The sequence below is a fragment of the Curtobacterium sp. MCPF17_001 genome (genome assembly GCF_003234615.1).
In the GTDB taxonomy this organism is placed as follows: Bacteria; Actinomycetota; Actinomycetes; order Actinomycetales; family Microbacteriaceae; genus Curtobacterium.
On sequence record NZ_QKSL01000007.1, the window covers coordinates 80,393 to 95,701 of the forward strand.

The window sequence follows — 15,309 nt, forward strand, 5'->3', positions numbered from 1 at the left end:
AGAGGGGGACACGACGGGCACGGACCGCGCTGTCCGCAGGTTCACCAGGACGCGGCGAGCACCTGCGTCGATGGACCGTTCTGTTCACCGTTCCGCGTCCCGCCGCGGATCGAGCGGGGTCGGACCCGCCGCGTGGGCACCGTCACACATGAGGGAACCACGGGAAAAAGAAGAGGCGGCACCTGTTGGGGGGAACGGGTGCCGCCAGGACACCGGCGGATTGGGGGGAATCTTGACCGGCGCCACCGGGAACGAGCCCGGCGGGAACAACTGTACCCCAGGAACGGGATGCGATGACACCGCTGACCGGAGAACGCGATCCTGCGCGTGGATCGGCCTCCCGGTTGCGCGAGGCTGCACCCGAGCATTCCCGGTGACCGAGTTGTCCACCGGCGCCTCGGCGGCGGTGACGCCCGGAGTAGTCTCCGTAGGCGCCCGGTCGTCGACTGCCTCGGTGGGTCCGACCGCGCCCCGGGCGGACGAGACGAGAGGACATCGATGACGATGCCGCAGCAGGACCAGATCCACGACGACCAGACGACCTTCCCGCCGTCCCCGGAGTTCGTGGCCGACGCGGTCGCCGACAGCGGCCTGCACGACGCGGCCAGCGCCGACCGTGTGGCCTTCTGGGCCGAGCAGTCCCGAGCACTGCTGGACTGGCGGACGCCGTTCACGAGCGCGCTCGACTGGTCGGCAGCACCGTTCGCCCGCTGGTTCGCCGACGGCGAGTTGAACGTCGCCGAGAACTGCCTCGACCGTCACGTCCGCGCCGGCAACGGTGACCGCGTCGCCATCAACTTCGAGGGGGCGAACGGCGACACCCGCACCATCACGTACGCGCAGCTGACCGCGGACGTCCAGCGGGCCGCGAACATGCTCGAAGGGCTCGGCGTGGGTCAGGGCGACCGCGTCGTCGTCTACCTGCCGCTCATCCCGGAGGCCGTGGTCACCATGCTGGCCATCGCACGCCTCGGCGCGATCCACTCCGTCGTCTTCGGTGGGTTCAGCGCCGAGAGCCTGCGCGCCCGCATCGAGGACGCGGGCGCCAAGGTCGTCGTGACGGCGGACGGCGGCTGGCGACGTGGCGCCGTCTCACCCCTCAAGCCGGCGGTCGACGAGGCCCTGCAGGGCGAGGGAAGCGCCAGCGTGGAGCACGTCCTGGTGGTGCAGCGCGGCGGCAACGACGTCGACTGGACCGACCGGGACCGCTGGTGGCACGACGAGTTCGCCGCCGCCGCTCCGGAGCACGAGGCCCAGGCCTTCCCCGCCGAGAACCCCCTCTTCATCCTGTACACCTCGGGCACGACCGGGAAGCCCAAGGGCATCGTGCACACCTCGGGCGGCTACCTGACGCAGGCGGCGTACACGCACAAGAACGTGTTCGACATGCACCCGGAGAAGGACGTGTACTGGTGCACCGCCGACATCGGCTGGATCACCGGGCACACCTACGTCGTCTACGGCCCGCTGGCGAACGGCGTGACGCAGGTCCTCTACGAGGGCACGCCGGACGAGCCGAAGCCCGGCCGCTGGTGGGACCTGGTCGACGCGTACGGCGTCACCGTCCTCTACACGGCTCCGACGGCCGTGCGCGCGGCGATGAAGGCCGGCCGTCAGATCCCGGAGGCACGCAGCCTCGAGACCCTGCGCCTGCTCGGCAGCGTCGGCGAACCGATCAACCCCGAGGCGTGGCAGTGGTACCGGCAGGTCATCGGCCACGACCGGACGCCGATCGTGGACACGTGGTGGCAGACCGAGACCGGCGGGATCATGATCTCCGCCCTGCCCGGCGTCACGAAGCTCAAGCCCGGTGCGGCCCAGACGCCGCTGCCGGGCATCGTCGCCGAGATCGTCGACGACGACGGACACCGCGTCGACCCCGGTGGCAGCGGTTACCTCACCATCACCGAACCGTGGCCGTCGATGGCACGCGGCATCTGGGGCGACCCGGACCGGTTCGTCGAGACCTACTGGTCCCGGTTCCCCGGCAAGTACTTCGCCGGCGACGGGGCCCGACTCGACGGACAGGGCGACATCTGGGTGCAGGGGCGCGTCGACGACGTCATGAACGTCTCCGGGCACCGTCTGTCCACCGCCGAGATCGAGTCGGCGCTGGTCGGACACGAGGGTGTCGCCGAGGCGGCCGTCGTCGGTGCCGCCGACGAGACGACCGGGCAGGCCGTGGTCGCGTTCGTGATCCTCACAGCCGAAGCAGCCGCCGACGTCGACCGCGACTCCGCAGCGACGGAACTCCGCAACTGGGTCGGCAAACGGATCGGCCCGATCGCGAAGCCACGCCAGGTCGTCATCGTCCCCGAGCTGCCGAAGACGCGCTCCGGCAAGATCATGCGGCGCCTCCTCCGCGACGCGGCCGAGGGCCGCCGCATCGGTGACACGACGACGCTGGCCGACCCGACGATCATGGCGACCATCGCGGAACTGATGTAGCTGACGCAGGAAGAGCCTCCAGGCCGGTCGGTCTGGAGGCTCTCCTGCTGTCCGCGGACGGCTTCCGTCCGCCGGTGGTTCAGTCCGTCAACTCGACGATCAGTTCCACCTCGACGGGTGCGTCGAGCGGCAGCACCGCGACGCCGACAGCACTCCGGGCGTGGACGCCCGCTGCACCGAAGACGTCGCCGACGAGCTGCGAGGCACCGTTCGCGACCCCGGGCTGACCGGTGAACGACGGGTCCGAGGCGACGAAGACCGTCACCTTGACGACCTTCGCCACCCGGTCGAGCGACCCGGCGACGCTCTGCACGGCGGCGAGGCCGTTCAGCGCGGCCTGACGTGCCTGCGCGGTCGCGGTCGCGGCGTCGACCTCCGAGCCGACCTTGCCGGTGACCGGGAGGGCGCCGTCGACGAAGGGCAGCTGCCCCGCCGTGAAGACGTGACGGCCAGAGACGACCGCCGGGACGTAGGCGGCGACCGGGGCCGCGACGGCCGGGATCGTGAGGCCGAGCTCGCGCAGGCGGTCCGCGATGCTCACGCGTCGGCCTTCGGACGCTTCAGGTAGGCGACCAGGCCGCCCTCGGGGCCGGTGACGACCTGGACCAGCTCCCAGCCCTCGTCACCGAAGTTGTTGAGGATGGCAGTGGTGTTGTGGATGATCAACGGAGTCGTGAGGTATTCCCAGCGGCGCATGCGGTTCCTTGCCAGCCTTTCAGTCCGAGGTGTCGTTTAGGCTGCATCCTATGTCTGCCCAGAAGACGTCTGCCCGTCGGACCAAGCCCGTCTCCGCAGTCGGCGCCTTCATCGGTTTCGTCGGCTTCAGCGCGCTCGCCGGTCTGCTCGTCACCATCGGTGTCACGCCGGCCATCGCCGTCGCCGGTGTCACGACGACCTCGACGATCGGTGTGTTCGAGTCCCTGCCCGAGTACATCGAGCTCGGTGACCTCCCCCAGCGCAACGAGGTCCTGGCCTACCAGGGCGGCAAGCCCGTGCACCTGGCGACGGTCTACGACCAGAACCGCCAGGAGCTCAAGTTCGACCAGATCAGCGACAACCTGAAGAACGCAGCCATCGACGGCGAGGACAAGCGCTTCTGGGACCACGGCGGTGTCGACATGACCTCGCTGGTCCGCGCCGGTGTGGGCACGGTCGCCGGCGGTGGCCTCGGCGATTCGGGCGGTGGCTCGACGCTGACCATGCAGCTGGTCCGCAACATCAAGATGCAGCAGGCCCTCGAGCTCCCGACCCCGGAGGAGCGCCTCAAGGCCTACAACGAGGCGACGAAGGTCTCGGTCTCCCGCAAGCTCGAGGAGATGAAGCTCGCGATCGGGCTCGCGAAGAAGTACTCGAAGAAGGACATCCTCACCGGGTACCTCAACATCGCCTTCTTCGGCGACCAGACGTACGGCGTCCAGGCGGCAGCCCAGCACTACTTCGGCAAGAACGCCACCGACCTCACGCCGGCCGAGGGCGCGTCGATCCTGGCGATCGTGCAGTCCCCGAACACCCGCAACCTGTCCGACCCCAAGTTCTACGACGCCAACGTCGCCCGACGTGACGTCATCCTCAAGTCGATGTACGCGCAGAAGCACATCGACGAGAAGCAGTTCGACGAGGCCATCAAGTCCAAGCCGGCTGACTACGTGCACCTGACCGACCCGACGCAGGGCTGCAAGGCCGCGGCGGGCAACGGCGCGCAGTTCTTCTGCGATTACGCGGTGCAGGTAGTCAAGGAGATGTCGCAGCTCGGCGCGACGCAGAAGCAGCGCGACGCCGCCTGGCGCAACGGTGGCTACACGATCCAGACCACGCTGAACCTGGACCTGAACAACGCGCAGAAGGACCTGATCAACGCGTACGCCCCGAACACCGAGTCCCGGTTCGCCCTGGGCGGCGTCCTCAACTCGGTCGAGGCCGACACCGGTCGCGTGCTGACGATGGTGCAGAACAAGAACTACAACCAGCTCGCCGCCTGCGGCACGGAGGGTGCTGACCCCAACGCCTGCGCGCCGGCCACCGACACCGGCATCAACTTCAGCGTCGACCAGAAGTACGGCGGTGGCGAGGGCTTCCAGACGGGGTCGACGTTCAAGCCGTTCACCCTGTTGAACTGGCTGCAGAACGGGCACGGCCTGCAGGAGATCGTGAACGGCACGCCGCGCACCTTCTCGAGTTTCACCCAGTGCGATGCTCCGCTGAACGTCAACTACCCGGTGCGGAACGACGCCCCCGGCGAAGGCGGCAACATGACCGTCGAGAACGCCACCTACCGGTCGATCAACAACTCCTACGTCCAGATGGCCCAGAAACTCGACTTCTGTGACATCCGCAAGACCGCGGAGAGCCTCGGTGTCCACCTCGCGAAGCCGCGTGCGACCTCCACCGAGTACGCCGACGACATGTCCAAGCCCACGACCTCCGCAGTCAAGACGAACGCCTCGTTCGTCCTCGGCACGAACTACATCGCTCCGCTGACCATGGCGGCTGCCTACGCCGGCTTGGCCAACAAGGGCAACTTCTGCCGGCCCATCGCGATCGACAACGTGACGAACGCGGACGGCAAGTCGCTCGGCGGCCAGCCGAAGGAATGCACGCAGGCCGTCGACCCACAGGTCACCGCGACCGCGATCTTCGCGCTCAAGAAGGTCCTCACGATCGGTACGGCCCCCGGCGGTCGCACCCCCGACGGCTACGACGAGTTCGCGAAGACCGGCACGACCGACGACGCCGACCAGATCTGGATCGTCGGTGCGTCGACGAAGGTCGCGACCGCTGCTTGGCTGGGCAACACGGTCGGCAAGCAGAACCTCCGGTTCGTCTACGGCCCGAACGGCGCCTACGCCGGCTCCCGTACGGCACTTTGGCGACAGGCCCAGACCGTCGCGAACACCCAGTACCCGGGCGGTCAGTTCGAGACCCCGTCCGCAGCGGCGATCCGCGGCAACAGCATCACCGTCCCGAACGTCGCCGGTCAGACACCCGACGCAGCACGAGCGGCGCTGGCCAACGCAGGACTGACCTACGTCGACGGTGGCGTCCAGGCAGGCGGCGGGACCGCGGGGACGGTCTCCACCACGAGCCCCGCGGCGGGTCTGCAGCTCTCCAAGGGCTCGAGCGTGACCGTCTTCACCACGGACGGCTCGCAGGCCTCGGTGCCCGACGTCGGGGGCGAGAAGGTCGACGACGCTCGTTCCGAACTGTCGGGGGCCGGGTTCACGAACGTTGCGATAGCCGGCGACTACGAGCGTGGCGACGGCAAGAACGAGTGCACCGTGGCGGCGATCGCCCCGGGCGCCGGGACCGCTGTCGCCAAGGGCAGCGGCGTGACCCTGAAGCTGTTCGGCAACAAGGACGGCAAGGCTCCGAAGGCCTGCCGATGACGCGCGGCCGCGGCGCCCTCGGCGTCCTGGCCGCGGGTGCCGCGGTTGGCGTCGCCTCTGCTGCGTGGGGGTCACTGGTCGAGCGTCGACGGTTCGGTATCCGGTGGGAGACCGTCCCCGTCCTACCCGCGGGTTCTCGGGACGTGACGGTGCTGCACCTCTCCGACATCCACATGGCGCCGTGGCAGGCCGACAAGCAGCAGTGGATCCGCGATCTCAGCCTGGTCGAGCCGGACTTCATCGTGAACACCGGCGACAACCTCGGGCACGAGACCGCCAACGCTGCCGTCGAGTACGCCCTCGAGCCGTTCCGGGGTGTCCCCGGTGCCTTCGTGTACGGCTCGAACGACTTCTTCGCGCCGTCGCCGCGCAACCCCGTGAAGTACCTCTCCGGCCCGAGTTCGATGCGGCCGGAGACCCAGCCGGTCCGGCTCGACGTCGACCGGCAGACGGCGTTCTTCGAGTCGCTCGGGTGGCTCGACCTCAATGACCAAGCCCGCGCGATCGAGGTCCGCGGTTCACGCTTCGAGCTCTTCGGCACCTCCGACGCGCACCGGGACTGGGACCGCCTGGACCTGCTGCCGGCGAACGTCGACGAGATGCGCTCCGAGGTCCCCTGGTCCGAGGACGAATCCGGCCCCTCCCCCGTCTCCATCGGGGTCACGCACGCGCCGTACCGCCGCGTGCTGGACGCCTTCGTCACACAGGGTGCGGACGTCGTGTTCGCCGGACACACCCACGGCGGCCAGGTCGCGGTCCCCGGGATCGGGGCACTGGTCACGAACTCGGACCTCCCCCGTCGGTACGCCAGCGGTCTGCACCAGTGGCAGAACCGCACGCACTGGTCATGGCTCAACGTCTCGGCCGGTCTCGGGACCTCGATTTACGCCCCGATCCGGTTCGCGGTGCGGCCCGAGGCCGTCGTCGTCACCCTCACCGCCCGAGGCTGACGCCGCGCCGACACGTCGCGCTGTGCCTCGGCGTTCCCGCGCACACGTTCCGGCACCCGTCGGCGCCTCCGCGGAGTCGTGCGCGTTGTAGTCCACTGGCCGAAAGCGACAGATGTGCGCGGTACGGCGGCGCCGTTCTGTCGCTTTCGCGTCCGGGATCCCCGCACCGGTCCGCGGGGACCGCGACCGGCCGCGCGGCACGGACTGGAGGCGCGGCTCGACCCGCCTCGTCGCAGCTGGACCGCGACGCGCCCGGCCGGTACAGCGTGGTCGTGAGCACCCCCGAACATCGGGTAGACTTCTGGGGTTGCTCCGGGAACGGAGTGACCACACCGCGGGGTGTGGCGCAGCTTGGTAGCGCGCGTCGTTCGGGACGACGAGGTCGCAGGTTCAAATCCTGTCACCCCGACAGCCACGGCCCTGGTTCCACTCGGAACCAGGGCCGTTCTGTATCCCCGGGCTGTTCTGCGTTTCAGGGCCGTTCTGCGTTCCAGGGCCGTTCTGCATCCCAGGGGTCGGTCCGGACCTCCCGCCGGAGCCATCGCCCCGGCACCGCCTCGGCCTCCGCCGCCGCACAACGAGAACCGGTCCGCACCACGGTCTCCCGCGGCGCGAACCGGTTGCAACACGACGGATCCGCGCGGAGGCTGCCCGCACCCGGCGAACCCGCTCCCTAGCCGACCGCGACGCCCGCGCGGACCAGCCGCCCCTCGGCGTGCAGTCCGGCGACGACCTCGAGCGCCTGGTGCCGGTAACGCGACTGCGCCGCTCCCGGAGCGACGATCACGCCGTCCGCACCGGTGGACTCGACCAGGTCGTTGATCTTCGCCGCGACCTCGTCCCGCGTGCCGTACGCCTGACGCTCGGTGCGCGCGGCGATGAACCGACGCTCGAGGTCCGAGAACTGGTAGGCGCGGGCCTCGTCCATCGACACCGGCTCGGGCTTCGTCCCCTGACGCATCCGGATGAACGAGATCATGCCCGGGGCACTCTGCTCATCGACCACGCCCGGGTCCTCGTCAGTGACGACCTGCACGCCGATCAGGGCGAGCGGCTCGGACCGGAAGCGGGAGGGTCGGAACGACTGGTGGTAGAGCGCGAGGGCTGCTTCGGTGTTGTCCGAGGCGAAGTGGTGCGCGAACGCGAAGGCGATCCCGAGCGCACCGGCGACCTGTGCGCTGTAGCCGGAGGAACCGAGCAGCCAGAACTCGGGAACGTCGCCGTAGCCGGGGACGGCGCGGATCCTGGAGAGCGGGTTCGACTCCTCCATGCCGGTGAAGAACCCGACCAGGTCGGCGAGCTGCTGCGGGAAGTCGTCGACGTCCAGTCGGTCCGTGCGACGCAGGGCCATCGCCGTCGCACCGTCCGTCCCGGGTGCGCGGCCGATGCCGAGGTCGACGCGGTCGCCGTACAGCGCGCGCAGGGTGCCGAACTGCTCGGCGATGACGAGGGGTGCGTGGTTCGGCAGCATCACGCCACCGGAGCCGATGCGGATGGTGGAGGTGGCAGCTCCCACGGCGCTGAGCAGGACGGCGGGTGCCGACGAGGTGATCCCGGGCATGCCGTGGTGTTCGGCGACCCAGAAGCGTTCGTAGCCGAGCTGCTCGGCCCGGACGGCCATGTCGATCGAGCCCTGCAGGGCCTCGGTGTTCGACTGGCCGTACTCGCGCGTGGCGAGGTCGAGGACGGAAAGGTGCAGGGGTGCGTCGCTCATGACGAAGCCAACGTGGGACGACCCGCGACCATTCCGCGCCTCCCGTCCGGCCCCGCTGTCAGTGCCCGGTCTCGCCGTCCAGTCGCCCGCCGGACTCCGTGAGGTAGCAGTTGGCGCAGAGGGACTCGTACTCGACGTCGGCGCCGTCGATGGCGACCTGCGACCCGTCGAACACGAACTGCCCGTCGATCTTCCGCGCGTTGAAGACGGCCTTCCGTCCGCAGCGGCAGATCGTCTTCAGCTCCTCGAGGGAGTGCGCGACCTCGAGCAGACGTCGGCTGCCCGGGAACGCCTCAGTGCGGAAGTCGGTGCGGATGCCGTACGCCAGGACCGGGATCTGGTCGAGGACGGCGATGCGCAGCAGGTCGTCGACCTGACGCGGGGTGAGGAACTGCGCCTCGTCGACGAGCACGCAGCTGACCGGTCGGACCATGCCGTCCAGGCGCGCCGACTCCGGGTCGGTCGCACCGGCATCGGCGACGGCAGCCCGGACGTCGGCGTCCGCCGGCAGGACGACGTCGACGGTCCGCGTCACACCGAGCCGTGAGACGATCTCGCGGTCACCCTTCGTGTCGACCGCGGGCTTCGCGAGCAGGACGCGCTGGCCGCGCTCCTCGTAGTTGTAGGCGGCCTGCAGGAGTCCGGTGCTCTTGCCGCTGTTCATCGCGCCGAAACGGAAGTAGAGCTTCGCCACTACGCGAGGAAGCCGTCCTCCGCCGCACGACGGATCAGGTCGGACTTCTTGGACGCCGGACGACCGACCTTCGCGTACTTCTCCCGGACGCGGCGCAGGTAGGTCTTCGCGGTCTCGTACTGCACGTTCATCTGCGCGGCGACCTCGTTCGTGGAGTACCCGGAGACGTAGAGGCGGAGTGCTTCCTCTTCGCCGTGGCTGAGCTTCGGCCGCTGGTGAGCGCTCGCCCCGGTCGGCAGCGGCCGCCATTCGCGCTGTGCGGGAGTCTCACGGGCGACACCCATGACCTCGCGCGCGATGTCCATGACCTCGCGCATCGGCAGCGACTTCGACAGGAAGGCAGCTGCACCGGCGGCCAGGGACCGGTCGCGGGACTCGCGGGCGTCGACGCTCGAGAGCACGATGACCTTCGCGCCGGCGGCACGGCAGGTGCGGACGCGGGCCTCGATCGAGACGGGCTCCTTCAGCTGGAAGTCGAGGAACACCAGGTCGGTCGGGAAGCTGTCGCTGTGCACCATCTCGAGCCAGGTGTGCGCGGTGAGGGCCAGGTCGAAGTCGAAGGCGTTCACCGCGATCCAGCTGGAGAGGCTGTCGAGCAGGACCTCGTGGTCGTCGAGGATGGCCAGACGCACCCGGCGCGCACCCGGGGTCGGCAACGACGGACCGCCCTCCACGAGCCGGTTCGGGTCAGTGCTGGTCATACGAGAACCTTAATGTCAGTGACGATGGCCGGACGGCGACGTCGGTGTCGGGGAACGTCACGCGGAGGACGGCGAAGTAGGGGTCGAAGGTCCGGTGGATGCCGACGTCCGAGTCGGCGACCGCGACGTCGAACGTCATCGCCACCCGCGGTCTCGTCGTCGCCCTCAGCGCGGGGCCGTCCGCGCCCAGACCGGGAGCGAGACCGCCGACGGGAGCGACGGTGACGCGCACGCCGGCCGGGTCCACCGTGGCGGCATGGAGCAGGGCCCGCACGAACGTGCGGACGACGGTCCGCTGGTCAGCGTCCATCGCGGCAGCCAGCCCGTCGGGGTCGTGGACGGTCGCCGCGGCGTCCCCGGAAACCCGTACCGCGTACTCGAGCCAGGTACGGTCCGCTTCCGCGACCATCACCTGGCGGATGCCGTCGGCGATCGCACGGGCCCGTTCCCGGTCGGCGTCGGAGATCGACGCACGCGTCCGGAGTTCGGCGAAGAACGGCGCGACGTCGCGCGCCAGGATCGTGGACCGGTCCTGCTGCACGCTCGCGGTGATGCCGTCACGTTCCGCCCGCTCGACGGAGTAGGAACCGGCGCGGATCTGCACGCGTTCGGCCAACCCGGCGAAGGTCCGCGCGAACACGGCCGACGCGGCGGTCAGGACGAGGGTCGGCGCTGCGGCGAGGAACGCACCCACGCTGACCGGCACGCCCGCCGGGTACACGGCCGCGACCGTGCCGGCGGTCGCCGCGTCGACCGCCGCCAGCACGGCCCCACCGACCACGAGATCGGTCCACGGTCGGTACGGCGCGACCGCGACGATACCGATCGCGGAGAGCAGCACCATGAAGTCGTTGACCAGGGAGCGGTCCGGCCCCCACTGCGCCGCCGCACTTGTCACGGTCGCGGCGGAGAGCAGGGCGACGTGTGCGACGAACGCCCAGCGGGTGAACGGCGCACGGAACGGGCTGGAGGCACTGATCACCACGACCGCGGAGGCGGCCAGCAGCAGGACCGTCAGGGCGCTGACGGTCGGGGCGCCGACGACGTCACGGTCGAACAGCGACACCAGCGTCGCCCAGAGCACCCCGCCGGCGCCGATCACGACCGCGAGGGGCCGCGACCCCATCGCACCGAGCGGGTCGTACTGCTGCGCGGTCCGGCTCCCGCCGGTGCGTCCGTCGACCTTCCGGCCGCCGCTCACGATGCACGCTCCACGTCGTCGTCCCCGGCGAGGTGCAGGATCGTCGCCGAACCGACCGGCGCAGCGTACGGCACGCTCATCATGACGCTCGTGCCGGACCCGGGCGACGACCACACCTGGACGTCACCGCCGACGCGCCCGATGCGTTCACGGACGGAGTTGCGGAGCCCCATCCGGTCCGCCCCGGTCGCCTGCTCGTCGAACCCGCGGCCGTCGTCGACGACCATCACCGTGCAGGCGACACCGTCGTCGAAGACGCTGACCTCGGCGGCGTCGGTGCCGGCGTGCTTCAGCACGTTCGCCAGACACTGTCCGACGGCACGGACGACCGCGGTCATCGCGTGCGCGTCCAACCGTCCGACCGACGTGGGGTCGCCCGTCACGGTGATCTGGAGGCCCGAGGCCCGCTGCTCGTCGAGCATGCGCTCGAACGCCGCCACTCCGTCCGACGTCGCGTCGGCCGGACCGGCACCGTCCGCCGCGGTGGTGTCGCCCGCCAGCCAGGCCCGCCCGGTGAGCATCGCGACGTCGGACTCCATCGTGCGGGCGAGGTGTTCGTCCATCGGACCGGCGGGAGCGAGGGCGATGGCGTTGAGGTGGTTGAGGACGGTGTCGTGCAGGATCGCGGCGGCCTCGGCTTCGATGCCGGCTCGGTACGCGGTGACGTGCTCTTCGCGCGCCGATCGCAGCAGTTCGGGTTGGACGCGCTCCGAGCGCGCGGTCGACCGGCTGACGGCGCCGACGAGCGCGATCACGAAACCGAGCGTGACCCAGGCGAGGACGAGGGGGTGGTCCGGCCCACCGGACTGCACGGCCGCGATCGCGGTGACGACTCGTCCGACGACGAACCCGGAGACCGACCAGAGGACGACCCGGAGGGTCCCGCTCCCGGCGCCGCCGATGAGGACGAGCGGGACCACGACCAGGGACAGCAGGTACGAGCTCACCCAGGGCACGTCGGTGAGTTCGCGTTGCACGACGGTTGCGAACCACCACGCGCAGATCCCGCCGACGACGAGGAACGCCGCACCGGAGCGCCAGGTGCCGACGTGGGTGTGCAAGCCGATCATCACGAGCATCGGCACGACGGCCAGGACCGCACCGAGGACGTGGTCGTCCGGGGCGTCGAGTCGGTAGAGCAGCAGCAGGAGCGCCGCGGCCGCGAGGGACCCGATGGCTGCCGCGTGGAAGGCGCGCACGGTCGACCACGCGTTCACCCGAGGGGCGAGATGCGTGGGGATGCCGAGCACCGGGCTGTCCTTCCGTGCTGTCGATGGGTCACGGAGCACCCGACCAGCGAGTGCTCTCCGCATCGGACGACCGTTGGGGAGGCCGTTCAGCTGCGGGGGCGCCACTTCCGATCCAACCACGATGCACGAGGTGGTGTACCCCGATCAGATCCTCAGGCGGCAGACCGGACCATGGTAGCGGCGACCACCGACCCTCCGCTGTCCCCCGGACACGGGATCCTGGACCGGCAGCGACTCAGAACAACCGTGTCGCGCCCGGAACGGAGGGCTCCGGCCGGAGCGGGATCGACGGCGGTGACGACACCACGACCGGACGCTGCCCGTTCGTCGGCCGGTACTCGGCCCGGTGGGCGTACCCGGGGTCCGCGCGCTTCAGCGGCGACTGGTCGGACGTGCGCGGGACGGCGTCGTCCGAGAAGCCCATCGAGCCCGTCGCGGGGTCGACCTGTCCGAGCGACAGCCCGTGCTCGCGGAGGATCGGTCGAACTCGCTCCGCCAACCAGCGCCGGTAGTCCTTCGGCGCGTACGTGTTGTCGAGGTACATCGCCCGGTACCGGCCGACCAGGTCCGGATGCGTGCGGCCGAGCCACTCGTACCACCACGGCTTGATGCCCGGCTTGAGGTGCAGCGCCGAGTACATCAGGCTCGTGGCACCGGATGCCGCCGCGCGCCCGACGGCGTCCTGCAGGTGAACCCGGGTGTCCGTGATGTACGGCAGGACCGGCATGAGGAAGACCGAGCAGTCGAGCCCGGCGTCACGGACGGCGCGGACGGTCGCCAGTCGTGCCGAGGTCGTGGGGGTGCCCGGCTCGACCGACTGCTGCAGGTCGTCGTCGTACACCGCGATGGACATGGCGATGTCGACGGGCACCGACTTCGCCGCCTCGACGAGGAGCGGGATGTCCCGGCGGAGCAGACTGCCCTTCGTGAGGATGCTGAACGGCGTCCCCGAGTCCGCGAGCGCCCGGATGATGCCGGGCATGAGTCGGTACCGGCCCTCCGCGCGCTGGTACGGGTCGGTGTTCGTCCCGAGTGCGACCGGGTGCCGGTCCCAGCTCGGCTTCGCCAGCTCGCGCGTCAGGACGTCCGCCACGTTCGTCTTGACGACGATCTGCTGGTCGAAGTCCGCGCCGCCGTCGAACTCCAGGTAGGTGTGGGTCGGACGGGCGAAGCAGTACACGCACGCGTGACTGCACCCCCGGTAGGGGTTGATGGTCATCCCCCAGGTGCCACCGTCCGCTCCGCCGACCTTGTTCAACGCGGACTTGGCCAGGACCTCGTGGAAGGTCACTCCGGCGAACTCCGGCGTCGTCACACTGCGGACGAATCCGCTGTTCGATTCGAGCCCGGGGAGCATGTCGCTCCGCTCGGCCGTGATCGCCTGTCCGTCCCACCGCATGCCTCCATTCGAACACACGTTCGAACGCGGCGCAACACCGCGGAGGTCAGCGGTGCAGGCCGAGGACCGCCGCCGTGCGGTCGAGCGTGGCGGCAGCGAGCGCCGCGTCGTCACCCAGGTCCTGCCCGTAGGTCGGGACCATCTCGTGCACCGCGCCCTGCCAGCCGTCCCATCGGTCCGGGAAGCACTTGCGGAGCAGGCTCAGCATGATCGGCACGGCCGTCGAGGCACCCGGCGAGGCCCCGAGCAACCCGGCGATCGATCCGTCCGCCGACGTGATCACCTCGGTCCCGAACTGCAGGACGCCACCCTTGTCCTCGTCAGGCTTGATGACCTGCACGCGCTGCCCGGCCGTGATCCGGTGCCAGTGCTCCGGCTCGGCAGCGGGCATGAAGTCGCGGAGCGCGTCGAACTTCGTCTGCTTCGAGGCGAGGAGTTGCCCGATCAGGTACTTGACCAGGTCGAAGTTCGAGAACGCCACCGCGAGCATCGGCAGCAGGTTGTGCGGGCGGATCGAGGTGAACAGGTCGAGGACCGAGCCCTGCTTGAGGAACTTCGGGCTGAAGCCCGCGTACGGGCCGAACATCAGCGAGGCGCTGCCGTCGACGATGCGGGTGTCCAGGTGCGGCACGGACATCGGCGGAGCGCCGACGCTCGCCTTGCCGTACACCTTCGCCGAGTGCTTCTGCACGACTTCCGGGTCGTCGGTGCGCAGGAACTCACCGGACACCGGGAACCCGCCGTACCCGCGGATCTCCGGGATGCCGGACTTCTGCAGGAGTTGCAGGGCCCCGCCGCCGGCCCCGACGAAGACGAAGTCCGCGGCGATGCGCTGCTTGGTGCGACCGACCTCGTTGCGGACGTCGAGCACCCACCCGTCGGACACCTTCGAGCGGACGATCTTCGTGACGCGGTGGGACGGCTCGAACTCGAGCCCGGCGATCTCGAGCTGGTCGAAGAGCTGCCGGGTGAGCGAACCGAAGTCGACGTCGGAACCGGCTGCGGAGTACGTCGCCGCGATCGGCTGGTCCTTCTTGCGGCCGGGGATGAGCGCCGGCGCCCACTTGCGGATCTGCTCAGCGTCCTCGCTGTACTCGAGGCCGGCGAACAGCGGGTGGTCCTTCATCGCCTCGTAGCGAGCGCGCATGTAGGCGACGTTGTCCGCACCCCAGACGAACGAGATGTGCGGCGTCGGGTTGATGAAGCTCTTCGGGTCGGGCAGCGTGCCGTCCTCGACCAGGTGCGACCAGAACTGGCGCGACACCTGGAACTGCTCGTTCACCGTCACGGCCTTCGCGATCTCGACGCGACCGTCGGGCAGCTCCGGCGTGTAGTTCAGTTCACAGAGCGCGGAGTGGCCCGTCCCGGCGTTGTTCCACGGGTTCGACGATTCCTGGGCGGCCGAGCCGAGGCGCTCGTAGACGCGGATCTTCCAGTCCGGCTCGAGTCGGTGGATGATCGCGGCGAGCGTGGCGCTCATGATCCCTCCCCCGACGAGGACGACATCGATCGGGTCCACCTGCTTCACTGCCACCCGTCGAGCCTACCTCCGACCGCTGACGACGGGCC

At 69.9% G+C, this 15,309-nt stretch carries 12 protein-coding genes and 1 tRNA gene; 4 read left to right on the forward strand and 9 right to left on the reverse strand.

Annotated features, from left to right (window positions below):
* The first annotated feature begins 498 nt into the window (after positions 1-498).
* Complete coding sequence (gene acs / locus DEJ24_RS08530; protein ID WP_181432897.1) at positions 499-2,448, forward strand: acetate--CoA ligase; 1,950 nt, start codon at positions 499-501, stop codon at positions 2,446-2,448.
* Between the two features lie 79 nt (positions 2,449-2,527).
* Here the strand turns inward: acs and DEJ24_RS08535 are convergent, their stop codons facing one another.
* On the reverse strand, positions 2,528-2,989 hold the full coding sequence (locus tag DEJ24_RS08535) for a RidA family protein (protein WP_111078257.1): 462 nt from the start codon (positions 2,987-2,989) through the stop codon (positions 2,528-2,530).
* Positions 2,986-3,144 carry a hypothetical protein gene (locus tag DEJ24_RS16880; protein WP_166781082.1) on the reverse strand — a complete coding sequence of 53 codons (159 nt, stop codon included), beginning with the start codon at positions 3,142-3,144 and terminating at the stop codon, positions 2,986-2,988. Before DEJ24_RS16880 ends, DEJ24_RS08535 begins: the two co-directional genes overlap by 4 nt.
* Before the next feature lie 50 nt (positions 3,145-3,194).
* On the opposite strand from DEJ24_RS16880, the gene DEJ24_RS08540 reads away from it, so the two are divergent.
* The 3 genes from DEJ24_RS08540 to DEJ24_RS08550 all read left to right on the forward strand — a co-directional run bounded on the left by DEJ24_RS08540 (position 3,195) and on the right by DEJ24_RS08550 (position 7,190).
* Complete coding sequence (locus DEJ24_RS08540; protein ID WP_111078258.1) at positions 3,195-5,831, forward strand: transglycosylase domain-containing protein; 2,637 nt, start codon at positions 3,195-3,197, stop codon at positions 5,829-5,831.
* On the forward strand, positions 5,828-6,781 hold the full coding sequence (locus DEJ24_RS08545) for a metallophosphoesterase (protein WP_111078259.1): 954 nt from the start codon (positions 5,828-5,830) through the stop codon (positions 6,779-6,781). The genes DEJ24_RS08540 and DEJ24_RS08545 overlap by 4 nt, the downstream gene beginning before the upstream one ends.
* A gap of 335 nt (positions 6,782-7,116) precedes the next feature.
* Positions 7,117-7,190 (forward strand) — tRNA-Pro (locus tag DEJ24_RS08550).
* A gap of 264 nt (positions 7,191-7,454) precedes the next feature.
* On the opposite strand, the gene DEJ24_RS08555 is transcribed toward DEJ24_RS08550, so the two are convergent.
* From DEJ24_RS08555 to DEJ24_RS08585, 7 genes are all read right to left on the reverse strand, one after another.
* Positions 7,455-8,495 carry an LLM class flavin-dependent oxidoreductase gene (locus DEJ24_RS08555; protein WP_111078260.1) on the reverse strand — a complete coding sequence of 347 codons (1,041 nt, stop codon included), beginning with the start codon at positions 8,493-8,495 and terminating at the stop codon, positions 7,455-7,457.
* 58 nt (positions 8,496-8,553) lie between these two features.
* Positions 8,554-9,189, reverse strand: a complete 636-nt coding sequence (locus DEJ24_RS08560) for a thymidine kinase (RefSeq protein WP_111078261.1) — start codon at positions 9,187-9,189, stop codon at positions 8,554-8,556.
* A complete protein-coding gene (locus DEJ24_RS08565) occupies positions 9,189-9,890 on the reverse strand; it encodes a response regulator (RefSeq protein WP_258374615.1) in 702 nt (233 codons plus the stop codon). The genes DEJ24_RS08560 and DEJ24_RS08565 overlap by 1 nt, the downstream gene beginning before the upstream one ends.
* Entirely contained in the window at positions 9,877-11,091 is a 1,215-nt protein-coding gene (locus tag DEJ24_RS08570; RefSeq protein ID WP_111078262.1) for a hypothetical protein, read from the reverse strand. The genes DEJ24_RS08565 and DEJ24_RS08570 overlap by 14 nt, the downstream gene beginning before the upstream one ends.
* Positions 11,088-12,404 (reverse strand): sensor histidine kinase, encoded by a 1,317-nt coding sequence (locus DEJ24_RS08575; RefSeq protein ID WP_146242538.1) that lies wholly within the window; start codon positions 12,402-12,404, stop codon positions 11,088-11,090. The genes DEJ24_RS08570 and DEJ24_RS08575 overlap by 4 nt, the downstream gene beginning before the upstream one ends.
* 172 nt (positions 12,405-12,576) lie before the next feature.
* Positions 12,577-13,740 carry an Rv2578c family radical SAM protein gene (locus DEJ24_RS08580; protein WP_111078264.1) on the reverse strand — a complete coding sequence of 388 codons (1,164 nt, stop codon included), beginning with the start codon at positions 13,738-13,740 and terminating at the stop codon, positions 12,577-12,579.
* A gap of 46 nt (positions 13,741-13,786) precedes the next feature.
* Complete coding sequence (locus DEJ24_RS08585; RefSeq protein WP_111078265.1) at positions 13,787-15,274, reverse strand: malate:quinone oxidoreductase; 1,488 nt, start codon at positions 15,272-15,274, stop codon at positions 13,787-13,789.
* Positions 15,275-15,309 lie beyond the last annotated feature (35 nt).